The 22,664-nt window shown below is 72.4% G+C and carries 21 protein-coding genes; 14 read left to right on the forward strand and 7 right to left on the reverse strand.

Translation table 11 applies throughout. The features are described 5' to 3' along the window. The first annotated feature begins 46 nt into the window (after window positions 1-46). The 3 genes from ACZ6SD_RS08740 (at window position 47) to ACZ6SD_RS08750 (ending at window position 2,902) form a co-directional block, all read left to right on the forward strand. On the forward strand, window positions 47-949 hold the full coding sequence (locus ACZ6SD_RS08740; protein WP_465316317.1) for a TIGR03619 family F420-dependent LLM class oxidoreductase: 903 nt from the start codon (window positions 47-49) through the stop codon (window positions 947-949). Between the two features lie 73 nt (window positions 950-1,022). Next, a complete protein-coding gene (locus tag ACZ6SD_RS08745; RefSeq protein WP_465316318.1) occupies window positions 1,023-2,267 on the forward strand; it encodes a sensor histidine kinase in 1,245 nt (414 codons plus the stop codon). After that, entirely contained in the window at window positions 2,264-2,902 is a 639-nt protein-coding gene (locus ACZ6SD_RS08750) for a LuxR C-terminal-related transcriptional regulator (protein WP_465316319.1), read from the forward strand. The genes ACZ6SD_RS08745 and ACZ6SD_RS08750 overlap by 4 nt, the downstream gene beginning before the upstream one ends. A gap of 1 nt (window position 2,903) precedes the next feature. Here ACZ6SD_RS08750 and ACZ6SD_RS08755 read toward each other — a convergent pair whose 3' ends face one another. After that, entirely contained in the window at window positions 2,904-4,454 is a 1,551-nt protein-coding gene (locus tag ACZ6SD_RS08755) for a mucoidy inhibitor MuiA family protein (protein WP_465316320.1), read from the reverse strand. Between the two features lie 9 nt (window positions 4,455-4,463). Further along, the gene (add, locus tag ACZ6SD_RS08760) at window positions 4,464-5,471 is read right to left on the reverse strand and encodes an adenosine deaminase (protein WP_465316321.1); all 1,008 of its coding nucleotides are present in this window, start codon (window positions 5,469-5,471) and stop codon (window positions 4,464-4,466) included. 202 nt (window positions 5,472-5,673) lie between these two features. On the opposite strand from add, the gene ACZ6SD_RS08765 reads away from it, so the two are divergent. From ACZ6SD_RS08765 to ACZ6SD_RS08775, 3 genes are all read left to right on the forward strand, one after another. Continuing rightward, entirely contained in the window at window positions 5,674-6,345 is a 672-nt protein-coding gene (locus ACZ6SD_RS08765; RefSeq protein WP_465316322.1) for an HAD family hydrolase, read from the forward strand. 134 nt (window positions 6,346-6,479) lie between these two features. Then, complete coding sequence (locus tag ACZ6SD_RS08770) at window positions 6,480-7,334, forward strand: M23 family metallopeptidase (RefSeq protein WP_465316323.1); 855 nt, start codon at window positions 6,480-6,482, stop codon at window positions 7,332-7,334. A gap of 130 nt (window positions 7,335-7,464) precedes the next feature. Next, a complete protein-coding gene (locus ACZ6SD_RS08775) occupies window positions 7,465-8,601 on the forward strand; it encodes a DUF4192 domain-containing protein (RefSeq protein WP_465316324.1) in 1,137 nt (378 codons plus the stop codon). A 642-nt stretch (window positions 8,602-9,243) separates the two neighbouring features. On the opposite strand, the gene galE is transcribed toward ACZ6SD_RS08775, so the two are convergent. The 3 genes from galE to ACZ6SD_RS08790 all read right to left on the reverse strand — a co-directional run bounded on the left by galE (window position 9,244) and on the right by ACZ6SD_RS08790 (window position 12,138). Further along, window positions 9,244-10,200: a UDP-glucose 4-epimerase GalE gene (gene galE, locus ACZ6SD_RS08780; RefSeq protein ID WP_465316325.1), complete on the reverse strand. Its 957-nt coding sequence runs from the start codon at window positions 10,198-10,200 to the stop codon at window positions 9,244-9,246. 70 nt (window positions 10,201-10,270) lie between these two features. Further along, window positions 10,271-11,446 carry a galactokinase gene (galK, locus tag ACZ6SD_RS08785; RefSeq protein WP_465316326.1) on the reverse strand — a complete coding sequence of 392 codons (1,176 nt, stop codon included), beginning with the start codon at window positions 11,444-11,446 and terminating at the stop codon, window positions 10,271-10,273. Then, window positions 11,443-12,138, reverse strand: a complete 696-nt coding sequence (locus ACZ6SD_RS08790) for a metal-dependent transcriptional regulator (protein ID WP_091449001.1) — start codon at window positions 12,136-12,138, stop codon at window positions 11,443-11,445. Before ACZ6SD_RS08790 ends, galK begins: the two co-directional genes overlap by 4 nt. Before the next feature lie 101 nt (window positions 12,139-12,239). Here ACZ6SD_RS08790 and ACZ6SD_RS08795 point away from each other — a divergent pair, with 101 nt between their 5' ends. Genes ACZ6SD_RS08795 through ACZ6SD_RS08805 form a run of 3 tightly spaced genes read left to right on the forward strand, consistent with a single transcriptional unit; the run spans window position 12,240 to window position 17,079 of the window. Further along, the gene (locus tag ACZ6SD_RS08795; RefSeq protein ID WP_465316327.1) at window positions 12,240-13,169 is read left to right on the forward strand and encodes a sulfurtransferase; all 930 of its coding nucleotides are present in this window, start codon (window positions 12,240-12,242) and stop codon (window positions 13,167-13,169) included. Between the two features lie 9 nt (window positions 13,170-13,178). Then, complete coding sequence (locus tag ACZ6SD_RS08800) at window positions 13,179-14,363, forward strand: acetoin utilization protein AcuC (protein WP_465316328.1); 1,185 nt, start codon at window positions 13,179-13,181, stop codon at window positions 14,361-14,363. A gap of 4 nt (window positions 14,364-14,367) precedes the next feature. After that, entirely contained in the window at window positions 14,368-17,079 is a 2,712-nt protein-coding gene (locus tag ACZ6SD_RS08805; protein ID WP_465316329.1) for a bifunctional acetate--CoA ligase family protein/GNAT family N-acetyltransferase, read from the forward strand. A gap of 80 nt (window positions 17,080-17,159) precedes the next feature. On the opposite strand, the gene ACZ6SD_RS08810 is transcribed toward ACZ6SD_RS08805, so the two are convergent. Next, window positions 17,160-17,762 carry a DUF6801 domain-containing protein gene (locus tag ACZ6SD_RS08810; RefSeq protein WP_465316330.1) on the reverse strand — a complete coding sequence of 201 codons (603 nt, stop codon included), beginning with the start codon at window positions 17,760-17,762 and terminating at the stop codon, window positions 17,160-17,162. Between the two features lie 513 nt (window positions 17,763-18,275). On the opposite strand from ACZ6SD_RS08810, the gene ACZ6SD_RS08815 reads away from it, so the two are divergent. The 5 genes from ACZ6SD_RS08815 (at window position 18,276) to ACZ6SD_RS08835 (ending at window position 22,144) form a co-directional block, all read left to right on the forward strand. Beyond that, a complete protein-coding gene (locus tag ACZ6SD_RS08815; protein WP_465316331.1) occupies window positions 18,276-18,509 on the forward strand; it encodes a hypothetical protein in 234 nt (77 codons plus the stop codon). Then, on the forward strand, window positions 18,506-19,447 hold the full coding sequence (locus ACZ6SD_RS08820) for a winged helix-turn-helix transcriptional regulator (protein WP_465316332.1): 942 nt from the start codon (window positions 18,506-18,508) through the stop codon (window positions 19,445-19,447). The genes ACZ6SD_RS08815 and ACZ6SD_RS08820 overlap by 4 nt, the downstream gene beginning before the upstream one ends. Window positions 19,448-19,509: 62 nt before the next feature. Further along, entirely contained in the window at window positions 19,510-19,980 is a 471-nt protein-coding gene (locus tag ACZ6SD_RS08825) for a hypothetical protein (protein WP_465316333.1), read from the forward strand. 190 nt (window positions 19,981-20,170) lie between these two features. After that, a complete protein-coding gene (locus tag ACZ6SD_RS08830) occupies window positions 20,171-20,743 on the forward strand; it encodes a hypothetical protein (protein ID WP_465316334.1) in 573 nt (190 codons plus the stop codon). A 402-nt stretch (window positions 20,744-21,145) separates the two neighbouring features. Further along, window positions 21,146-22,144: a M23 family metallopeptidase gene (locus ACZ6SD_RS08835; RefSeq protein WP_465316335.1), complete on the forward strand. Its 999-nt coding sequence runs from the start codon at window positions 21,146-21,148 to the stop codon at window positions 22,142-22,144. Between the two features lie 16 nt (window positions 22,145-22,160). On the opposite strand, the gene ACZ6SD_RS08840 is transcribed toward ACZ6SD_RS08835, so the two are convergent. Beyond that, window positions 22,161-22,550: a VOC family protein gene (locus tag ACZ6SD_RS08840; protein WP_465316336.1), complete on the reverse strand. Its 390-nt coding sequence runs from the start codon at window positions 22,548-22,550 to the stop codon at window positions 22,161-22,163. Window positions 22,551-22,664 lie beyond the last annotated feature (114 nt).

A 22,664-nucleotide genomic window follows, 5' to 3' on the forward strand; every position in this document is an offset into this window, starting at 1 on the left:
GGTGATCCCGGGGCGAGCGGTCCGTCCGTGGGTTAGCGTGGCGGCCGTGCAGCTCGGTTTCGCCGCTCCCGTGTCCGGATCGTGGGCCACAGTCGACAACCTGGTCCGGGTCGCGGCCAGGGCGGAGGCGCTGGGCTACCACTCGCTGTGGACGTTCCAGCGGCTGCTGTCGCCGCCGGACGCGAGCTGGGGCGAGGCGTACCGCGCCGTGCTCGACCCGGTCGCCACGCTGGGCTTCCTCGCCGCGCGCACCAGCCGGATCCGGATCGGCGTCGCGGTGCTGAACCTGCCGTTCTTCGCGCCGCCGCTGCTCGCCAAGCAACTCGCCACCGTGGACCTGCTGTCTGGCGGCAGGCTGGACGCGGGCCTGGGCATCGGCTGGTCCGATGAGGAGTACACCGCCGTTGGCGCGGATAAGAGGGATCGCGGTAAGCGCGCGGAGGAGTACCTTCCCCTGCTGCGCCGCTTCTGGACCGACGACGTGGTCGACCACGACGGCGAGTTCTACCGCGTCCCGCCGACCCGCCTGGACCCCAAGCCGGTCCAGGCGGGCGGGCCGCCGATCCTCGTCGGCGCGGGCGCCGAACCCGCTCTGCGACGGGCAGGACGCCTTGCCGACGGGTGGGTGAGCAGCAGCCGGGCAGAGCTGTCCGCCATCGGTAAGTCCGTGCGCCTCATCCGCGCGGCGGCGGAGGAGGCGGGTCGCGATCCGGCCGCGCTGCGCATGGTCTGCCGGGGCGCGGTGCGCGTGCGGTCCGCGCGCGCGAACCGGCAGCCGTTGACCGGCACGCCCGAGCAGATCCGCGCCGACTTCGCGGCCTTGGCCGAGCAGGGCGTCACCGAGCTGTTCGTCGACCTCAACTTCGACCCGGAGATCGGCACGCCGGACGCCGACCCGGCCGAATCGATGCGCCGCGCCGAAGACGCCCTGGAAGCGTTCGCCCCGTAGCGGGGGATAACCCGAGATGGAGACGGCGGCCCACCGGATAGTCCCGCCCACCGGCGGTGGGCAAGCTAACCGCATGCACATCATCCGCGCCCCGTTCACCCGGCAAGCCATGGGGGAACTGGCGTACGCGCTGGTCGGGCTGCCGCTCGCGCTCGCCGGATTCGCGCTGACCCTGGTGGCGCTCGTCGCGGGCACGGCGCTGTCGGTGACCTTCATCGGCCTGCCGCTGCTGGCCCTCGGCGTCATGGCGGCCAGGGCGTCCGGGGCGATCGATCGCGGTCTCGCCAACGCGCTTCTCGGCACCCGGCTGCGACCACCGCCGCGGTTCGCGCCCCGGGACGGCTTCTTCGGCTGGCTCGGCGACGCGCTGCGCGACGGCCCCGGCTGGCGCGCGGTCCTCTACCGGGTGATCCGACTGCCGTTGGCCGTGTTCACCGCCGCCGTGGCGGTCTTCGTCTGGGGCTACGCGGTGGCGCTGGTGACCCTGCCGGTGTGGGCGGCGCTGTTCACCGAGCGACTGCCCGTGTTCGACCTTCCCGCCGAGGTCGCCTTCGACGGGTGGGCCGCCGTGCGGTGGCTGATCGGCGTCGCGCTCCTGCTCGCCGCCCCCTGGCTGGTGCGCGGCCCCCTCGTCCTCGACCGGCTGCTCATGACCGCGCTGCTGACCAGCCCGCCGCTGGCCGACCGGGTGCGCGACCTAGAGCTGACCCGGGCCAGCGCCGTCGAGGACTCGGCCGCGCGCCTGCGCCGGATCGAGCGCGACCTGCACGACGGCGCGCAGGCCCAACTGGTCGCGCTCGCTATGAAGCTGGGCATCGCCAAGGAATCGATCGACAGCGGCGACACCGAGACCCTGCGCGCCCTGGTCACCTCGGCGCACACCACCGCCAAGGACGCCCTGGTCGAGCTGCGCGACCTGGCCAGGGGCATCCACCCGCCCGCGCTCGACAGCGGCCTCGGCCCCGCGCTGACCACCCTGACCGCGCGATCCGCCCTCCCGGTCGACCTCACCGTCGACATCGCGGAGCGGCCGAGCCCGGCCATCGAGTCCATCGCGTACTTCTGCGCCGCCGAACTGCTCACCAACGCCGCCAAGCACAGCGGTGCGACCCGGGCGGCGGTGTCGGTCCACGCGGACGGCGACGGTCTGCGGTTGTTGGTGCGCGACAACGGCTCCGGCGGGGCGGCCATCGGCGCGGGCACCGGCCTGGCGGGGCTGGCCGAGCGGGTCCGCACCGTGGACGGGCGGCTGGCCATCACCAGCCCAGTGGGCGGCCCCACCGAGATCCGCGTCGACCTGCCGAGGACCAGCGCATGAGGATCGTGATCGCCGAGGACTCCGTGCTGCTGCGCGACGGGCTCGTGGAGCTGCTGACCCTGCGCGGGCACGAGGTCGTCGCCGCCGTCGGCGCCGCCGAAGCGCTCACCGCCGCGGTCGCCGAGCACGCGCCGGACGTGTCCGTCGTGGACGTCCGGATGCCGCCGACGCACACCGACGAGGGCCTGCGCGCCGCCGTGGCGCTGCGGCGCGCGGACCCGTCCCGCCCGATCCTGCTGTTCTCCCAGTACGTGGAGACCAGCCACGCCGCCGACCTGCTGGCCGAGCGGCCCGAGGGTGTCGGCTACCTGCTCAAGGACCGCGTCGCCGACGTCGGCGACTTCGTGGCCGCGCTTACCCGCGTCGCGGCAGGGGAGACCGTGCTGGACCCCGAAGTCGTCACCCAGCTGTTCGGCAGGCGGTCGGACGCGCTCACCACGCTCACGTCTCGCGAACGCGAAGTCTTGGACCTCATGGCGCAAGGTCGGTCCAACAGCGGTATCGCCACCGCGCTGTCGCTGAGTCTGGGGTCGGTCGAGAAGCACGTCACCAACGTCTTCGCCAAACTCGGTCTACCGCCGTCGCAGGGCGACCACCGGCGTGTCCTTGCGGTGCTGCGCTACCTGCGACTGTGAGTCACTCACGCCAGCCGGACAGCTCCGCGCCCTTGGCGATATCCACCCGGAATCCGAACTGGATCTCCGTCGTCTGACCGGCGGGCACGTCCAGCTTCCAGGTCACCTCGCCCAGGTCGGTGCGCTCGGCGGGCTCCGGGGACAGGCTGACATCGCGGACCACCACCGACTCGCTGCGCGAGACCGGGACCTGGTCCACCACCGTGATCTTGGCCGCGCGCGGGCCGAAGTTGCCTATCTTGATCCGGTAGCTCGCCTCTTGGCGGCGGGTGCCGCCGAGCACGGCCTTGCCCGCCGAACGCCGCACCAGCTCGCGCTCCACTCGGACCCGGTCATCGATGCCCAGCGTCAGCTCGACCTCCTCGCCCGGCGCCCAGGCCGCCAGCTCGGTCACGCCGACGAACTCGCTGTCGTGGAAGATCGACGCCCGACCGGGCCGCAGCGTGTGCTCGGAGGTGTTGACCACGGTGGCCCGCAGGTACGCCTCCGGCCCGCGCAGCGGCACGGTCACGTGGTCGACTTCGGCGGGCAGCTCGACCACGGTGACGGTCGTGCGGTGCGAGGTCCCGTCCGCGGGCACGGCGACGGGCCGCGCGGGCCGGTAGGTCGCCGCGGCCACCCCGTGCTCGACCATGGCGGACGACTCGGTCATCGGGGCCGCCGCGGCGTAGGCGGCGGGCGCGGCGGCCCGGGCCAGGTCGGGCGCGCCGCCGTATCCGCCGCTGGGCATGGGCGGGCGCGGCCCGCGGACGTCGAGGTACCAGGGGCTCAGCTCCGGCACGTCGACGCTGGTCGCCGGACGGGCGGTCGACAGGCGCAGGTCGCACTCGGGCCAGTCTTCGCCGCTGTGCTGCGTGACCAGGCCGTACCAGGTAAGCGTTAACGCGGCGCCGGTAAGCCGCACGTCGTAGCGCGACTCCCAGCTCGCCGCGTCGACCAGGTAGGACACCTCCAGCTCGACCTCGCCCGGCTCGGAGACCGCCAGCTCGGCGGTGATCGCGGTGCGGTCGGGCGGGCCGCCGTCGCGGTCGTCCACGCGCCGCTGCGCCTCGTCGTGCTCCTCCTGCGTCCGTAGACGCGCCTCGGCCAGCACACGGCGTTCGGTGAGCACATCGGCGAGCTGGCCCGCTAGCGCGTCGCCCACCCCGGCCACCCGCGCCGGGTCGGCCTCGCCCTTGGCCAGCGCCTGGGCGAAAGCGCCGCCCGACCGGCGGGCCAGGGCCGTGATCAGCTCGGCGCGCGCCTCTAGCACTGTCTGCCGGTCGGTAAGCGCGTCGAGTTCGGCGCGTAGCGCGTCCCGTCGCTCGGCCAGGCCCGCCAGCGCGGCGTCCGGCGTGCGCGGGTTGCGCTCGGGCGCGACATCCACGCCCAGGACGGTGGCCGGGCCCCGACCGCTCACCCGCACCGAGTCGGCGCGCAGGTTCACCGGGAGCCCGCCGACCACGACCCGCTGCTCGCCAGCGGCCACCCGCAGCGCGCCGCGCCGGGTGACCCGGGCCTGCCCGGGATAGACGGTCACGGCGACGATCGGGGCGTCCACACGACTGGTCACGCCGCGAGGCTACTCACCGCCACGCGCCACGGCGTCGATTTCGGCCAGCAGCCCGGCCTTCACCTCCGGCGCGCAGAACGCCGCCCGCACCCCCGTTCGGGCGATTTCGGCCAGTTCCGCCCGGGTGAGCCCGAACAGCTCATGGCAGAGCAGGTACTCGCGGTTGAGGTCGGTGTGGAACATGCCGGGGTCGTCGGTCGCCAGCGTGACCGGCACCCCCGCCGCCAGCAGGCGCGGCAACGGGTGGTCGGCCAGGTCCGGCACGGCCCGGGTGCGCAGGTTCGACGTCGGGCAGACCTCCAGCGGGATGCCGTGCTCGGCGAGGTGGCGCAGCAGCGCCGGGTCGGTGACCGCGCTGACGCCGTGGCCGATCCGCTCCGCGCGCAGGTCCCGCAGCGCCGACCAGATCTCCGCCGGGCCGACCGTCTCGCCCGCGTGCGGCACCAGGTGCAGGCCCGCCGCGGCGGCCAGCTCGAACGACCGGCGGAACCGCGCCCTCGGCACGCCCACCTCCAGCCCGCCGACGCCGAACCCGACGCTGCCCTCGGGGGCGTGCCGCAGCACCCAGGTGATCGTTTCCTGGCCGTCGGTCTCCAGGCCGCCCGGGATGTCGTAGACCCAGGCAAGCGAGACGCCGTGCTCTGACAGCGCCCTCTTACGCCCCACGGTGAGGGCTTCGGCGAGTTCAGCCGGATCGATTCCGGTGACCAAGTGGCCGAGAGGGGTGACGGTCACCTCGGCGTAGCGCGCGTTTACCGCGGCCAAGTCAGCCGCGATACCCAAGACCAGCGTTGTCACGTCGGCGCCGGTCTTCACCAGCCCCGCTACCGAGCCGTAGACAGTGATGAAGTGGGTGAAATCGGTGAACTCGTAGAACCGGGCGAGTTCGGCGCGGTCGGTCGGCACGCCGTGCTCGGGGTGGCGGCGGGCCAGTTCCAGGACCGTGTCGAGGGACGCGGCGCCCACCAGGTGCAGGTGCAGTTCGACTTTGGGCAGGGCACTAACGAAGGAGCGCATGAACAGACCTCTCGGGTGTGGTGACGGGTGCGGACAGGCCGCGTGGTCACCAGGCGAGGTCGCCGCGCTCGTGGTCCTCCCCGTACAGGGGCAGCGGCACCAGCCAGCCGAGGATCACGGACACGCAGGGGAGTTTGGCTGAGGGGTAAACAACCCGTCAAGGGACACCGTCCGCGCCTACGATCGACGGCGGAGGTGTGCGATGTCCGATGTGCGGCGACGGTTGTTCGTCTTCGACATGGACGGCACGTTGCTGCCGGAGACCTCCGGCCTGCTCGCCGTCGCGGAGGTGCTGGGCACGGTCGACGAGCTGACCGCGCTGGAGGAACGGTTCGCGGTCGAGGAGATCAGCACTCTGGAGTTCGCCCGGGAGGTGCGGCGGCTGTGGGGCCCGGTGCCCGAGTCGGTTTTCCGGCAGGCGTACGACTCGTGCGCGAAGCTGGCCGGGATCCGCGAGGTCGTGCACGACATCCGCGCGGGCGGCGGTGTGTCGTGCCTGATCACCATGTCCCAGGACCTCTTCGCGAACCTCTTCGCCGAGCACGAGTTCGACCACATCTTCGCCACCCCCTACCCGTTGTCGCTGGAAGCGGCCGTCGCCGACGAGGACGTGCTCACCCCGGAGTCCAAGCCGCGCATCGCCGAGCGGCTGTGCCGCGAGCACGGGTTCGACTACGCGGACACCGTGGCGTTCGGCGACTCCGGCAGCGATATCCCGCTGTTCCAGACGCTGCGGCACACGGTGGCCGTCAACGCCACCGACCGGCTGCTCGCCCTCGCCGCCACCGACTACCGGGGCACCTCTTTGCCGGAGGCTTACCGCTTGGCGTTAGACATGATTGAGGCGTCCACAGTGGACAAGGTGGATTCCTGACGACCGCGCTGTCCGCGTTTAACGATCACTCGCAGTTGCGGATCTGTTCACTTCTCTAGGGGTTCGGAAGCCTTTCACTCCTCGGTTTTCCGTGGTCGGATCACTGGTGTTTCCGACGTTCGCGGAGGTGGCAGATGCGCAGATTCCGGACCCTCTTGTCGCTGGCAGGCACAACGGCGGTCGTGGCGGGTTTCCTCGTGCTCGGCGGGGGAGTGGCCGCGGCGGCGCCCGCGTTCCAACTGCCGTTTCCCTGCGGGCAGGTGTGGGACGGGCAGACCCGCACCAACCACAGCCCGGCGAACGCGGTCGACTTCAACCGCGCCAACGACGACGGCGACCCCGTGGTCGCCTCGGCGGCCGGCCGGGTCTCCCGCGTCGACAACGAGGGCAGCGTCAGCTACGGCCGGTGGATCGAGATCGACCACGGCTCCGGCTGGCGGACCCGGTACGCGCACCTTTCCGCCCAACGGGTGACGGTGGGGCAGACCGTGGCGCAGGGCCAGTTGATCGGCAACGTCGGCACCACCGGCGGCTCCAGCGGCCCGCACCTGCACTTCGAGGAAAACCTCAACGGCGTCACGCAGAAGGCCGTGTTCAACGGCGTGCAGGCGCTGTACTGGGGCACCAAGAGCTACACCAGCCGCAACAGTTGTTCGGGCAGCGCCAATCCGTACACGCCTCAAGAGGTCTGCGGCAGCGCGTTCAGCGTGATCGACTTGGCGGCGCTGAGCACCGCTGGCCGCACTTACCTGCTCTACGACAGCGCGACCGGCCGCAACTGCGTCACCACGATCAAGTCCGTCTCCATCGGGACGGCGTCCTCGGTCTCGGCGTTCCTGGAGGTCCAAGGCGGCACCCGGACGACCGACTCGGGATCGTTCGCCTACTACGCCGGACCGGTGATCAAGTCCGCCGCGAACCTGTGCGTCAAGTGGGGCGGCTCGGTGGGCTCGGCTAGCTACACCAGCCCGTTCGAGCATTGCGGCTGAGCCGCCCAACCTAGCGCACTGGCCCGACAGTTTTTCGCGCTGTCGGGCCGGTTTGTCCACAGTGGGCGGATCTATCCACAGGGGACGAGAAGACCTTTCCCCGGCCCGCCGCCCTGTGCACAGTGGACTCATGACTACTCCACTGACCACCAGCCTCACTCTCGAAGACGGCGGCGACCTCATCGCCGCCCTCCCGCACCTGCTGGGCTTCCACCCGGCCGACTCCCTCATCGTGGTGACGCTGGTCGAAGAAGACGGCGCGCGCCTGGGCCCGATCATCCGCGCCGACCTCCCGGCCGACGCCGACACCACAGCCCTGGCCGAGCGCCTGACCTCGGTCGTCACCGACCACGGGACCCGCTCGGTGTTCGTCGTGATCGTCGGCGGGGACACGGACGCGCCACCGGGCCAATCCTTTCCACCCCTAAGACACATGGTCGACGCGGTGACAGCGGCCTTCGCGACCAAGGGCGTCTCGGTCGTCCACGCCCTGTGGACGCCCGCGTCGGCGAAGGGCGAACCCTGGCACTGCTACACCCATCCGCGCTGCTCGGGCGCCGTCGCCGACCCGGAGGCCGCCCCCATCGCGGCTTTCCTGGCCGTCGCGGGGGTAGTCACCTACCCGACCCGCGAAGCCTTGGCCGACACGCTGGCTCCCGACCCCGAGGCCGACCTGAACCGCCGCTCCGCCCTCATCGACGCCATCGTGGACCGGGAACTCGCCGCGGCCGAGGAAGCCCCCACCGCCTTCGCCCGCGACCTGGCCCTGGTCGAGTCCACCCTCGCCGCGTTCCACCCGGCTTGGCCCCCGGACTCCGCTGGGGAATCACCCGCTTCGGGTTCCGGCTCCGTCGCCCACCGCGCGCACGACGGCCTAGTGATCACCAACCCCGCCGCCGATCCGGACTTGGACGACGACCAGCTCGCCGCGCTCGCGGTGGCCCTGAGCCACCACGACATCCGCGACGCGTGCCTCACCATCGTCCTGTCCGACCGTGCCCGCACGGCCGATCGGCTCTGGACCCGCCTGGTCCGGGCCATACCCGCCCCGGAACGCGCCGAACCCGCTTGTCTGCTCGCGGTCAGCGCTTACCTTCGCGGCGACGGTGCCTTGGCAGGCATGGCCCTCGACATCGCGATCGACGCGGATCCCGCCCACACCCTCGCCGCGCTGCTGCGCGCGTCGATCGACCACGCCATTCCGCCCGCCGAACTCCGCCACATCATCATGCAGACCGCCCGCGCCCGAACCCGCGCGCCCGACTAGGTGGCCGAACCGCTCGACGCTCCGGGCGGCTGGCGGTGGCTGGCCACGCACCAGGGACCGGGTTCTCGTGGACAAGGCACGCGGCTCGAAGGGCAACCGCGCCTGCCTACGTCGACCCAAGATCAAGCCCACCATCGACCAGCCCGTGCCCACACCGCCACCGCGAGGCCACAAGCTCGCACGGTGGACCGCCACCCACCGGCGGACCTACGAGCAACGCCACGGGCATCACCCTGCTCACACAACACCGGGCAGGGCCACCGCCACGACAAACTCGCCCTCCGACACCAGGCCACCAGCACCGTCGCCGCCATCATCCCCGCTGAGTCGACCGGCAGGGCGGGGCTGACTTGCTGTGCATGGTGGACGACCGCCACGCCAAGGCCGCTGGCGGTGCCAGGTCCGGCGTCCACCGCTGGACACGGGCGTCGCCCGCGACCGGCACGAGCGGCTGGTCCACACGGTCTGACCGGGGGCCTTGGCGCGGGCGCCGCCGGGATGTTCGTTGGTGGGCGAGGGTGCGTCGGGCGGGTGCTTGCCGGAGGGAATCACCGGCCGGTCGCCGTGGGTGGTCGCCGGTCGGAGTCGGGACAGACCGGCGACCACGGTTCCTTGGCAGGAGCCACGGCGAAAGCGGTGGCGTCAGGCTCGGGCGCGGGTGAACTCCCAGGCGTCGCTGATGATCGTGTGGAGGTCGGCGCGCTTTGGCTTCCAGCCGAGGTGTTCCGCGGCGGCGTCGGCGGAGGCGACCAGGACCGCCGGGTCGCCGGGGCGGCGGGCGGCGAACTCGGCGGGGATGGGGTGGCCGGTGACCTCACGGCAGGTCTGGACGACCTCGCGGTTGGAGAAGCCGGTGCCCGTGCCCAGGTTGTAGATCTGGTGCTCGCCCTTGGCGGTGTGGGCCAGCGCCAGCAGGTGGGCCTCGGCGAGGTCCGCGACGTGGATGTAGTCGCGGACGCAGGTGCCGTCCGCGGTCGGGTAGTCGTCGCCGTAGATGGAGATGGCGGGGCGGATGCCGAGGGCCACCTGCAGCACGATCGGGATCAGGTGGGTCTCGGTGGTGTGCCGCTCGCCGAAGCGGCCGTAGGCGCCCGCCACGTTGAAGTACCGCAGGCTGACCGCGGCGAGGCCGTGGGCCTTGGCATAGGAGGTGATCGCGTGATCGATGGCGAGTTTGGTGGCGCCGTAGGTGTTGGTGGGGCGGGTGGGGGCCGATTCGAGGATCGGCACCTGCTCCGGCTCGCCATAGGTGGCCGCCGTGGAGGAGAACACCAGGCGCGGGGTTCCGTTGTCGCGCATGGCGTCGAGCAGCCGCAGGGAGGTGAGGACGTTGCCGTTCCAGTACTTCGCCGGGTCCTGCATGGACTCGGCCACCAGTGACTTCGCCGCGAAGTGCAGCACGCCGTCGAAGCCCTCGGCGAGCAGCGAGCCAGCGGCCTCGGCGATGTCGGCCTGGACGAACCGGGCGCCGTCCGGCACCGCGTCCGCGTGGCCGGTGGACAGGTCGTCGACGACCACGACCTCATGGCCGCTCTCGACCAGCCGCGCCGCGCAGACGCTGCCGACATATCCCGCCCCGCCGGTCACGAGCAACTTCACCGTGGTCCTCGCCTTCGTCCTGGTTCTTGTGGTTGAGGTTCTTGCGGTCGTGGTTCGCGGGGTGCAGGCGTCAGAGGTCGCGGCCCGCGCCCGCGGACGGCGCGACCGTGAACAGCCGCGGCGCCGTCAGCGACCGTTCCGCGTACGCGGCGAGCACAGCGGCGCCCACCTCGTCCCTGCGGCCGGTGGGCGCCAGCGCGATCGCGGAGCCGCCGAAGCCGCCCCCGGTCATCCTGGCACCCAGCGCGCCCGCGTCGACAGCCGCGTCCACCGCGACGTCGAGTTCCAGGCAGGACACGCGGTACTCGTCGCGCAGGCTGGCGTGCGACGCGCGCAGGTGCCCGGCGATTCCCGCGATCGACCCCGCGCGCAGCGCGGCCACACCGCGCAGCACCCGGTCGTTCTCGGTGACCACGTGCCGCACCAGCGGCCGAAGGTCTTCCGGAAGCGCCGCCATCGCCGCCGCGAGGCCGTCGAGGGGCACATCGCGCAGCGCGGGCACGCCGAGCAGCCGCGCGGCCCGCTCGCAGCCGCGCCTGCGGTCGCCGTAGGCCGAGTTCGCCAGCGAGTGCCGGGCCCGGGTGTCGATCACGATCACCGCCAGGCCCGCCGCGGCCGCGTCGAAGGGCACCTGCTCACGGGAGCCGGAGCGGACGTCGAGGAACAGCGCGTGCGACTCGACGCAGCACAGCGACGCGGTCTGGTCGAGCAGTCCGGTGGGGGCGCCGACGAAGTCGTTCTCCGAGCGCTGCACCCACAGGGCGATCTCGGCGAGCGTGGGGGAGCCGTCCTCATCGGGGGTGACCCCGGCGAGGCCGAGCAGGGCCAGCGCCACAGCGCACTGCAACGCATGCGAGGACGACAGACCCGCGCCAGCGGGCACGTCGCCCACGACCACCAGATCGGCGCCCCCGGTGAAGCCCTGGCCGCGCAGCGCCCAGGCGACCCCGGCCGGGTACGCGGCCCAGCCGGTGACCGACCCGGGCGCCAGGTCCGCGATCGACACTGGCGCGGCGTGCTGCGGGGTGGCGTCGTCGCCGATGGTCGTCACGGCCAGCACGCCGTCGGCGCGGGTCGACGCGGCCACGGCGATGCGGAACGGCAGGGCGAACGGCAGGACGAAGCCGTCGTTGTAGTCCGTGTGCTCACCGAGGAGATTCACCCGTCCAGGGGCGGACCACACCCCATCGGGGACTCGGCCGTGGAGCTTCCGGAACTGGCTGGCGGCCCGGTCGGCCGACGTCACTGCCCTCGGGCCAGGACCGCGTGCAGGACCGTCGGCGCCAACTCGGCGGTGTTGCCCGCGCCGGTGATCTCGATCGTGTTGCCGTCGCCCTTGGACGGGCCGACGCTGATGACGTTGCCGGGGAGGATGCCGACGGCCTTGAGGTCGGCCATCAGGTCCGGGTCGAGCTGCACGTGCTCGGCGATGCGGCGGATCTCGACCTTGCCACCGCCGCGCCGGGCGACCTCGTCCACACGCACCAGGCCCGCCTCCACGGGCGGCGCGGGCTCGCCCTCGCCCAGCTTGTCGAGGCCGGGGATGGGGTTGCCGTACGGCGAGGTGGTCGGGTGGCCCAGGAGCTTGACCAGCTTGCGCTCCACGGCCTCGCTCATCACGTGCTCCCAGCGGCACGCCTCGCTGTGCACGTGCTCCCACTCCAGGCCGATGACGTCGACCAGCAGGCGCTCGGCGAGGCGGTGCTTGCGCATGACCGCGATGGCCAGGGACCGGCCGTGGTCGGTCAGCTCCAGGTGTCGGTCGCCCGCGACGACGAGCAGGCCGTCGCGCTCCATGCGGCCGACCGTCTGGCTCACCGTGGGGCCGCTCTGCCCCAGGCGCTCGGCGATGCGGGCACGCAGGGGGACGACGCCCTCCTCTTCGAGTTCGTAGATGGTGCGGAGGTACATCTCTGTGGTGTCAATGAGATCGTTCACGCCGGTTCCCCTTCGTCACCTCGTATGGTAGTCGCTCGCTTGGACGGAGCAGCGGGCCAGTAGCGGTGAGTGACCAGAGGCGCGTCCGGCAGGATGGCGGGGTGACGGTATTTCCCAAGCCTGTGGTGTCGGCGGCGGAGTTGGCGGCGTTAGCGGACGGGTCCCCGCGGCCGGTCGTGCTGGACGTGCGGTGGCGGCTGGGCGGTCCGCCGGGACGGGCGGATTACGCGGCCGGGCACATCCCCGGGGCGGTCTTCCTCGACCTGGACGCCGACTTGGCCGGTGAGCCGGGGGCGGGCGGCAGGCACCCGCTGCCCGACCCGGCCGACCTCCAGCGGGTGCTGCGGCGGGCGGGGGTCCGCGCGGACCGGCCGGTCGTGGCCTACGACGCCGACAACGGCTCGGTCGCGGCGCGGGCGTGGTGGCTGCTGCGCTGGGCTGGCCACCCCGACGTCGCCGTGCTCGACGGCGGGTACGCGGCCTGGGTGGCGGACGGTCACCCAGTCAGCACCGCCGCGCCGGAAGCCGAGCCCGCTCCCGGTGAAGCGGGTGGTGCCGGGTCGGGTGGCGGTGGGCTGGCGGGCGCTGGCGAGCCGGGCGACTTCGTGGTGCGGCCGGGAGGCATGCCGGTGCTCGACGCCGACGGGGCGGCCGCGATGGCCGATGTCGGGGTGTTGCTGGACGCGCGGGCGCCCGAGCGGTACCGGGGTGACGTTGAGCCGATCGACCCGAGGGCCGGGCACATTCCCCGGGCGGTGAACGCGCCGTTTTCCGGGCATGTGGGGGCGGACGGGCGCTGGCTGCCGCCCGCGCGGCTGGCGGAGCGGTTCGCCGGGCTGGGGGTGCGGGCGGGGGAGCCGGTGGGGGCCTACTGCGGCTCCGGTGTCACCGCCGCTTCGGTCGTGTTGGCGCTGGAGGTGGCGGGCGTCACCACCGCCGAGCGGCCCGCCGCGCTCTACGCGGGGTCTTGGTCACACTGGTGCGTCGATCCCGACCGTCCGGTCGAGACGGGGGAGCGGGCGGCCCACTAGGGTGCTGCCATGGGTGATCGCGCCGCGACCGCGAGCGTCGTGTGGGACTCCGCGTTGCTCGGCTACGACCTGGGCGGGGACCATCCGTTCAACCCGATCCGGCTTGAGCTGACCATGCGCCTGGCGCGGGCGCTGGGCGTGCTCGACGGGGTGGATCTGCTGGCGCCCGAGCAGGCGGGCGACGACGACCTGGCGCGGGTGCACGAGGTGTCCTACGTGGCCGCCGTCCGGGAGGCGCCGATGGCGTCCTGGGACGTCGGGCACGGGCTAGGCACGACGGACAACCCGATCTTCGACCAGATGCACGCCGCGTCGGCGTTGGTGGTGGGCGGGACGCTGGCGGCGGCGCGGCAGATCGCGTCGGGGGCGGTGGACCGGGCGGTGAGTATCGCCGGGGGGCTGCACCACGCGATGCGGGACCACGCGGCCGGGTTCTGCGTGTACAACGACTGCGCGGTGGCCATCTCGTGGCTGCTGGACAACGGGTTCGACCGGGTCGCCTACCTCGACGTCGACGTCCACCACGGCGACGGCGTGCAGGCCGCGTTCTACGACGACCCCCGGGTGCTGACCGTCTCGCTGCACCAGCACCCGGCGACGCTGTGGCCGGGCACCGGGTTCGTCACCGAGCTCGGCGGGCGCGGCGCGCAGGGCATGTCGGTCAACGTCCCGCTGCCGCCGGGCACCCGCGACCCCGCCTGGCTGCGCGCGTTCCACGCCACCGTGCCCGCGCTGCTGGCCGCGTTCCAGCCGCAGGTGCTGGTCACCCAGTGCGGGGTGGACACCCACGAGGAGGACCCGCTCGCCGACCTGTCGCTGTCGGTCGACGGGCACCGCGAGACCTACCGTGTGCTGCGCGACCTCGCGACCCGGTACGCGGGCGGGAAGTGGCTGGCCACCGGCGGCGGCGGGTACCAGCTGCTGCGCGTCGTCCCCCGCTCGTGGACGCACCTAATCGCGACCGTGCTCGACCGCGACGTCCCGGTCGAGACGCTGGTCCCGGCGGAGTGGACCGCGTCGGTGCGCGCGGTCGCGCCGAACGCGACGTTGCCGGTGGCCATGGGCGACGGGCGCGACACCGCGTTCGAGCAGTGGGGCGGCGGGCTGGACGAGGCGGTGGACACCGTGATCCGCGACGTGCGGCGCGCGGTGTTCCCGCTGCACGGCCTGGACCCGGACGATCCGAGAGACTGACGACATGGCCGCCCACGACCCGTTCGACTACCCGCGCCGGTGGGAGGCCGACGTCGTGCTGGCCGATGGCGGCACGGTCCACCTGCGGCCGATCGTGCCCAGCGACGGCGAGTCGCTGCGCGCCTTCCACAGCAGGCTTTCCTCGCGCACCCGCTACCTGCGCTACTTCGGCCCGTACCCGCGCATCCCCGACAAGGACCTGCGCCGCTTCAGCACCGTCGACCACCACAGCCGGGTCGCGTTCGTCGCGCTGCTCGGCGACGACATCGTCGCCGTCGGCCGCTACGAGCGGCTGGCCGAGTCCGACTCGGCCGAGGTCGCCTTCGTCGTGGAGGACGCCCACCAGGGCCGCGGCCTTGGCTCGATCCTGCTGGAGCACCTCGCCGCGGCGGCGCGCGAGTGCGGCCTGCGCCGGTTCGAGGCCGAGGTGCTTTCCGACAACGCGCAGATGGTCCGCGTCTTCCGCGACGCCGGTTACCAGGTCAGCCGGGCGTTCGACGAGGGCGTGCTGCACCTGGAGTTCGCCATCGACCCCACCGAGGCGTCGATGGCGGTCGTCTGGGCGCGTGAGCAGGCCGCGGAGGCGCGCAGCGTGCACAACCTGCTGCACCCGCGCTCGGTCGCGGTCATCGGCGCGTCCACCGATCACACCAAGATCGGCTACGCGGTGCTGGGGAACCTGCTCGCCGCCGACTTCGCCGGGCCGGTGTTCCCGGTCAACGCCGAGCACCGGTCGGTGCGCGGGGTGCGGGCCTACCCCACGGTGCTCGACATCCCCGACCCGGTCGACCTGGCCGTGGTCACCGTGCCCGCGGCGAGCGTGGACGAGGTCATGGACGCCTGCCTGGCCAAGGGCGTGAAGACGCTGATGGTCGTGACCTCCGGGTTCGGCGAGACCGGCCCGGACGGGCGGGGCGCGGAGCGGCGGCTGGTGGACGAGGCCCGCGCGCACGGAATGCGGGTGGTCGGGCCGAACGCGTTGGGCGTGGTGAACCTCGACCCGGCGGTGCGGCTCAACGCGACCCTCGCGCCGACCCTGCCCGGTCCGGGGCGCACCGGCTTCTTCTGCCAGTCCGGCGCGCTGGGCACCGCGATCCTCGCCGACGCCGCCGCGCGCGGCCTGGGGCTCTCGACGTTCGTCTCGGCGGGCAACCGCGCCGACGTCTCGGGCAACGACCTGTTGCAGTACTGGGAGACCGACCCGCACACCGATGTCGTGCTGCTGTACCTGGAGTCGTTCGGCAACCCGCGCAAGTTCGCCCGGCTGGCCCGGCGGCTGGGGCGGAACAAGCCGGTGGTGGCGGTGAAGTCCGGCCGCAACACGGTGCTGCCCGCGCTCGCCGCGACCGGGGTGGCGGTGGACGAGGCCAGTGTGCAGGCGCTGTTCGAGCAGGCGGGCGTCATCCGGGTCGAGTCGATCGCGCAGCTGTTCGACACCGCGCTGCTGCTGGCGCACCAGCCGCTGCCGCCCGGCGAGCGGGTCGCGGTGGTCGGCAACTCCTCGGCCATCGGGCTGCTCGCCGCGGACGCCGCGCTGGCCCAGGGGCTCGCGCTCGCGGGCGAGCCGGTCGACGTCGGCGCGCAGGCCGGGCCCGACCTGTTCGCCGCCGCCGTCGCCGACGCGCTGCGCCGCGACGACGTGGACTCGCTGATCGTGGTGTTCGTGCCGCCGCTGGCCATTCCGGGCACCGCCTACGCGCGGGCGCTGCGCGAGGCCGCCGCCGACTTGGCCGAGGCGGACACCAAGCCGATCGTGTCCACTTTTCTTGCCGCGGAAGGGATTCCGGCCGAGCTGGCGGTGACCGGCCCGGACGGCGCCCCTACTCGGGGGTCGATTCCGTCGTATCCGAGCCCGGAGCGGGCCGCGCTGGCCCTGGCCAGGGCCACCGGCTACGCCCGCTGGCGCTCGGCGCCGCTGGGCAGCTTCGTCCGCCCGGACGGTCTCGACCGGGCGGGCGCGGTCGCGGTCGTCGCCGCCGCGCTCGGTGAAGCCGAATTGTCGCAAAAGGACAGTGGTGAGCGCGGTGAGATCGATCTGACCGACGACCAAGTGGTGGACGTGCTGTCCTGCTACGGGATCGACGTCATGCCGTTCCGGGTGGTGTCCGATTCGGACAGTGCGGTCGCGGCGAGTCTGGAACTCGGGCTGCCGGTGGCGATGAAGACCGCGAGCAAGCAGTTCCGCCACCGCAGCGAGCTGATCGGCGTGCGCCTCGACCTGGCGGGCGAGGACGCGGTGCGGGCCGCCTACGCCGACCTGCGCGCGGTGTCCGGAATGGACGAAGTGTACGTGCAGCGCATGGCGCCCAAGGGAAACTCGTGCACGATCGGTCTGCAGGACGACCCGTCGTTCGGCACGCTGGTGTCCTTCGGCCTGTCCGGGCTGATCAGCGACCTGCTCGGCGACCGCGCCTACCGCGCCGTCCCGCTCACCGACGCCGACGCCGCGTCGCTGGTGCGGGCGCCGAAGGCCGCGCCGCTGCTAGTCGGCTACGGCGGGGGCGAACCGGCGGACCTGGCCGCCCTGGAGCAGTTGGTGCTGCGGGTGGCCGCGTTGGCCGAGGACGTGCCGGAGGTGCGGTCGCTGGCCGTCGCGCCCATCCTGGCTTCCGCCGAGGGCGCCTTCGTCACCGGTGGCCGGATCACGGTCGGCCCGCCCCCGTCGCGCCACGACAGCGGCCCGCGCCGCCTGCGGCCCATCCCCGACGGCGTCTGACACCGCTTGGCGGGCCGGAAAACGCGGTGATCCGCCGGGTGGGGCACGACGGCGTGTCCCACCCGGCGGATCACCCCAGGTCAGCCGACCTGGGTCTTGCCCAGGAGCGTGTCCTGCTCCGGCGGAGCCAGCGAGAGGTTCACGTCGAACTCGCCGAGCGAGCTGTCGGTCACCACGTGGGTCACCGCGTCTGGGTCGACCTTGGTGGTGGCCTCACCAGCAGGCACGCCTGCCGGAACGGTGAACTTGACCTCACCCTTGGCGGTGAACTTCAGATTGCCCTCAGTGGGGACCGCGGTTTCCGGAATGGGGAGCTCGACCGGGACCTTGACCGACTGGCCATCGCTGATGGTCAGGGTGACCGAGGCTTTGATTCCGCCCGAGAGCTTCTTGGCGCCCACCAGCTGCAGGCCCTGGGTGGTGGCCTGACCGGCGTCGACGTCAATGCTGAACGGCACCGACAGCGACTCGCCAGCGGTGGCCTTCTCGGGGATGTCGACGTGCACGACCGTGCTCACGGTCTGCTCGCCGATCAGCGGAAACGCGCCTTTGTAGGTGAGTTCCTTGTCCACGGCCGCGGCCGATCCCACACCGAACATGAGGGCGAACAATGCCGCGACCACCGCGACGACGCCGCCGCCAGCGAGATAGGGCAGCCGTTTTCCCGTTGTCCTTGTCGCCATTCGTTTTTTCCTCCTCGACACTGAAGCGGATAAAGCGGCTTTTCAGGTGGAGAACCGAGGCCCCGGATCAACCTAATTCGACGGTAGTGCGTTAATGTCCGACCCCGCAACTTGAGCTGTCACTGTTTCCGCGAATTTCTCGTTTTTTGTCATCTCGGCCGGAATGGCGCATCGGCATGACGCACCCCGGTGAGTGTTCACGCCGCCGGGTTCCGCACTGTGGGAGAGCGCGCGCCGTCGAGACCTGGCCTGGCCGGGTCGCTACTTGTACTCTCAATTTCCGGCTGTCGCACGGGGGCGCGCCTGGCGGTCCCGGCACGGCTGAGCAAGGGGGTCCTCGCCAGTGACGGCACGGTCCACACCGCGGCGTGCTCCCCGGCCGCGCCTCCCTCACCCGGATTTTCGCGACGCGAAACCCTTCTGCTGCAACGGATTCAGCAAAACCGGTAGCGACCCCGCGCACTCGGACCGACCACAGAGGAACGGCCGCGCCGATCTTGGCGGGAACTCGCTATGATCAACTCCCGGCTCGCTGGTCGCCCGAATCGGCACACCCATGCCGCCATCGGCGCGCCAGGCTGGTGTCTTTTCGACGGCGTCGTCACGCATGACCTGCTGACCGGCCGTGACGGGCGCCACCGCGACGGCGCCGGGGTGTTCGGCAGCGAGGACGACGGTTACCTGATGACCATGACCACCGACATGAACGCCGCCCGCCCCGCCGCGGCCGGGCCGCGCGCCTCATGATGCACCCGCCCGACCGGCCGAGCGTGCTCGGCGCGGGCGGCGACAACGCCATCGCGTTCGCCATCGGGGTCGCCGCGGACGAGTGGACGCTGCTCATCCTGCGCCACGCGCTGCAGAACGGCACCCGCCGGGTCCACGACTGGCAGGCGGTGCTGCCCGTCTCCACCGCCGTGCTCACCTCCCGGCTGCGCCGCATGACCGAGGTGGGCATCTTCGTCCCGGTCGGGCCGGGCGACGACCCGGCGGGCCTGGAGTACCACCTGAGCCGCCGGGGCACCGCGCTGTGGCCGATCATCGTCAGCATCTGGGCGTGGGAGGCGAAGTGGGCCGACGGGCAGGCCGAGCGGCTGCCCGCGATGCGGCACCGCGGCTGCGGTGAGCTGTTCACGCCGCTGCTGGGCTGCGGCACGTGCGGTCGGCCGGTGCCGCCACGGGAGGTGACCGGCGAGTTCGGCCCCAGCGGGTCGTGGCCCCGGACCGCCCCGAACACCACGATGCGCCGCCGCTCCAGCGGCTCGGCCAGCCTGGGCCCCGGGTTCTTCCCGCAGAGCCGGGCGCTGATCGGCAACCGCTGGTCGGCGGCCATGCTGGGCGCGGCCTACCTGGGCGCGCGCCGGTTCTCGGAGTTCCAGCGCCGCCTCAGCGCGCCAGCGACGGTGATCGCCGACCGGCTGCGCACCTTCCGCGACCTCGGCGTGCTGGAGGTCTCCGGCGACCCCGACCGGTCCGACCGGTCCACTTACCGGCTCACCGACAAGGGCCGCGCGTTCTTCCCGGTGGTCATGTCCGCGATCGAGTGGGGTCAGCGCTGGTTCCTGGCGCCCGAGGGACCGGCGCTCGTCTTCCACCACCGCGGCGCCGACCACCCGTTCTCCGTGCTGCTGCTGTGCTCGGCCTGCTCAGCGCCGCTCGCGGGCCGCGAGATCGAAGCCGTCTGAGCCCGCGCGGACTTTCCGGCCGGACGTGCAACCCCCCGGCCCACGCGGTCCGTCTCCAGGGCATGACACGTCGAGGAACCATCGCTGCCGCAGGCGTTCTGCTCGCCGTGTTGACCGCCTGCGCAGGCCAGGAGACCCCCAGTCCCCAGAATCCCGCGGCGCAACCCCCGCCGACCGCGGCCGGGCAGGCGCCGGACGGCCAGCCCGCTCGGACCCCGCCCGGCGACCACAAGCCTGTGCCGCCTGCGCAGATCGACGCGACCGCGTTGCCGGAGGGCTACCCGAAGACGGTGTGGACCGAGGGCGACGGCAAGGCCGTCGGCGTCGTCGCCCAGGAGGGCGGCTGCGGCAAGGCGAGCGCGGAAGTGGCCGAGCAGACCCCGCGGCGGATCGTGCTGCTGCTGGTCGAGACCACGCCGTCGACCCCGGAGATGTGCACCATGGACTTGCGCTACCCGACGCTGACCGTCGAGGTGGACCAGCCGCTGGGCGAGCGCACGGTCGTGCTCAAGAGCGAGCAACGCACCTCTTAGTTAGAGGTAGACCTCAAACGCGCGGCTCAGAGTTGTACTCCATATAAGAGGTATAAGAGGGCCCTTCCCTGAGCGCCCCGGGCGGTCGTGCTCCACCGCCCGGGGCGCCGCCCTGTCCGGGGCCGGTCGGATAGGCGGACAGGTTCGAGGCCGGGTGCAACCTGGACGGCCTCGACGCCGTCCTCTCACCATGAGGACCTCAGTGCTGACGGCAGGCGCGGCCCTGGCCATGCTCGCCCTCGCCGCGTGCGGTCAGGGCGCCGACCAGGTGACACCGGGCGATCTCGGCTCCACCTCAGCCGGGACGGCTCCGGTCACCTCTGGTTCCCCGGAGCCGCGAGACCTGCCTGGGGAGTCCCAGCCCACCAAGTCCCAGCCCGCCGAGTCGTCACCCGGCAAGCCGCTGCCGGGCGGGCCGCCGGTCCCGCCCGAGGCCGCCCCCGACTACCGCCCGCTGCCGCCCGCGCAGGTCGACGCGAAGGCGCTGCCGGACACCTACGCCGAGCGCCGGGTCTGGGTCGCCCCGGACGGCCGGTCTCTGCACCTGTTCGGCGTCGCCCGCGACAGCTGCACCGGGGTCGAGGGCCGGGTGATCGAGGAGAGCGCCACGTCGGTGACCGTCGCGCTCGCCCCGATGGCCCAGCCGCAGGGCGGCCCGGACGGCGGGCCGGTGTGCGCGCAGGTGCTCACCCAGCGGCCGGTGTCGGTTCCGCTGGCGGTCGAGTTGGGCGCGCGCACGGTCGTGCTGGTCGAAGATCCCTGATCAGCCCGTCCGCCACCAATCAAACAGTGATCTGCATCACTGCCGCCTCACGCTTCTGTTCGCCCTTGACGCCGCGAGGGGCGCGGAGGCCGGGTGGGCGGGCTGGGGAAATACCGGATGGTAATAGCCCAGGTCATCGGCGGTGAGGGGCCATGGATGACCATTGAGTCGATCTAGTCAGCAACGCTCTGTAGTCGATCTCCGTGCGCTTCGCCCGAAAGACCGGCTATTTTTGACCCAGATCACATCAGGTTTGCCTTCCTCGTCGCTGAGGGTAGCGTTCGCCGCGAACGTCACGGTTCGGTTACGAGGGCACGAGTCAGGTTTATCCCGCACTGGCTCACCCGGGATCCCCCGCCCGGCGCCCGACCGGATCTCCCCGAGACGGAAGGCAATTCCCCCATGTCAGCATCACCCCAGGGCGACTCAGCCCGCCCGACGCCGGTCACCGGCGTCGGGGGCAGGCACCGCAAACCGCGATCCCAGCGCAAGCGCCGGGTCGCCTCGGTCATGGCCGCGGGCGCCGTGGTGGCCATCGGCCACCCGCTCCTGACCGCCATGGCCGTCCCCGAGGCCGACAACGGCGTCGAGGGCGTCCTGCGGATGGCCCTCACCGCGGCCCCGAAGTCCGAGGCCGCCCTGTCGCTCATCGCTCCCCGCGCCACGCTCGGCGACTCGATCGCCGAGGCCAAGAAGCTCCAGCGGGCCGACGACGTGCGCGCCGAGCAGGCCCGCGCGGCCGAGGCCGCCCGGCAGCAGGTCATCGCCGCGGAGCAGAAAGCCGCGGCGGACAAGGCCGCCGCCGAGAAGGCCGCCGCGGACAAGCTCGCGGCCGAGAAGGCTGCCGCGGAGAAGGCCGCCGCGGACAAGGCGGCAGCCGAGAAGGCGGCGGCGGAGAAGGCGGCAGCCGAGAAGGCCGCCGCGCAGAAGGCGGCGGCGGACAAGGCCGCGGCCCAGAAGGCCGCCGCGGACAAGAAGCGGCAGGCCACCGTGGCCGCGGCCAAACCAGCGGCCTCGGGCTATTTCAAGCCCGCCCAAGGCCGGTTCACCTCCGGTTTCGGCGCCCGGTGGGGCAGCACCCACTACGGCGTCGACATCGCCAACAAGATCGGCACGCCGATCCTGGCCGTCACCTCCGGCGTGGTGATCGACGCGGGCCCGGCCAGCGGTTTCGGGCTGTGGGTCCGCATCCGCCACGACGACGGCACGGTGACCGTCTACGGCCACATGAACGAGATCCTCACCAGCAAGGGCGCCCGCGTCGCCGCCGGGCAGCAGATCGCCACCATCGGCAACCGCGGCCAGTCCACCGGCCCGCACCTGCACTTCGAGGTGTGGCAGGGCGGCAGCCGCAAGATCGACCCGGTGCCGTGGCTGCGGGCCCGCGGGATCACCCTCTAGGGAGTCAGGCTAGCGGTCAGGTCTTCGGCCAGCCGCCGTAGGGCACCGTGATGGCTTCCAGGAAATGGCCATTCGGATCGGTGAAATAGACGCCGCGGCCGCCGTCATTGGTGTTGATCTGGCCGGGCAGCTCTTTCCGGGGATCGGCCCAGTGGTCCAGGCCCCAGGCCTTGATCCGGTCGTAGACGCCGTCGAACTCCTCCTCGCTGACCAGGAAGGCCAGGTGCATCGGGGAGAAGTCCACCGGCGGCTCGGCGTAGTCGAGCGTCACGCCGTTGTCGAGTGCGACGGCGAGGAAGAATCCGGCCGGGACCGGCGCGGGCAAATCGAAGATCTCGGTGAGAAATGTGGCCGAGGCGTGCTTGTCCTTGGCCGGAACTATCGTGTGGTTGAACTGAATTGTCATGATGTGATTCCCCAGTGGTCGCGGCGCCTCCATGCGGCGGCGGAAACCGTCACCGCACGCGACGCCACGACGATCACATCACCAAGGGGCCGCGCCCGTCAAGGCGCGGCCCCT

This window comes from Actinokineospora sp. NPDC051303 (assembly GCF_055586285.1).

Coding starts and splice junctions, on each gene's coding strand:
- ACZ6SD_RS08745 (WP_465316318.1), top strand. CDS start 1,023: ATGCACATCATCCGCGCCCCGTTCACCCGGCAAGCCATGGGGGAACTG.
- ACZ6SD_RS08815 (WP_465316331.1), top strand. CDS start 18,276: ATGATCAACTCCCGGCTCGCTGGTCGCCCGAATCGGCACACCCATGCC.
- ACZ6SD_RS08805 (WP_465316329.1), top strand. CDS start 14,368: ATGGCCGCCCACGACCCGTTCGACTACCCGCGCCGGTGGGAGGCCGAC.
- ACZ6SD_RS08830 (WP_465316334.1), top strand. CDS start 20,171: ATGAGGACCTCAGTGCTGACGGCAGGCGCGGCCCTGGCCATGCTCGCC.
- ACZ6SD_RS08775 (WP_465316324.1), top strand. CDS start 7,465: ATGACTACTCCACTGACCACCAGCCTCACTCTCGAAGACGGCGGCGAC.
- ACZ6SD_RS08800 (WP_465316328.1), top strand. CDS start 13,179: ATGGGTGATCGCGCCGCGACCGCGAGCGTCGTGTGGGACTCCGCGTTG.
- ACZ6SD_RS08750 (WP_465316319.1), top strand. CDS start 2,264: ATGAGGATCGTGATCGCCGAGGACTCCGTGCTGCTGCGCGACGGGCTC.
- ACZ6SD_RS08835 (WP_465316335.1), top strand. CDS start 21,146: ATGTCAGCATCACCCCAGGGCGACTCAGCCCGCCCGACGCCGGTCACC.
- ACZ6SD_RS08825 (WP_465316333.1), top strand. CDS start 19,510: ATGACACGTCGAGGAACCATCGCTGCCGCAGGCGTTCTGCTCGCCGTG.
- ACZ6SD_RS08840 (WP_465316336.1), bottom strand. CDS start 22,550: ATGACAATTCAGTTCAACCACACGATAGTTCCGGCCAAGGACAAGCAC.
- ACZ6SD_RS08770 (WP_465316323.1), top strand. CDS start 6,480: ATGCGCAGATTCCGGACCCTCTTGTCGCTGGCAGGCACAACGGCGGTC.
- ACZ6SD_RS08820 (WP_465316332.1), top strand. CDS start 18,506: ATGATGCACCCGCCCGACCGGCCGAGCGTGCTCGGCGCGGGCGGCGAC.
- ACZ6SD_RS08810 (WP_465316330.1), bottom strand. CDS start 17,762: ATGGCGACAAGGACAACGGGAAAACGGCTGCCCTATCTCGCTGGCGGC.
- ACZ6SD_RS08765 (WP_465316322.1), top strand. CDS start 5,674: ATGTCCGATGTGCGGCGACGGTTGTTCGTCTTCGACATGGACGGCACG.
- add (WP_465316321.1), bottom strand. CDS start 5,471: ATGCGCTCCTTCGTTAGTGCCCTGCCCAAAGTCGAACTGCACCTGCAC.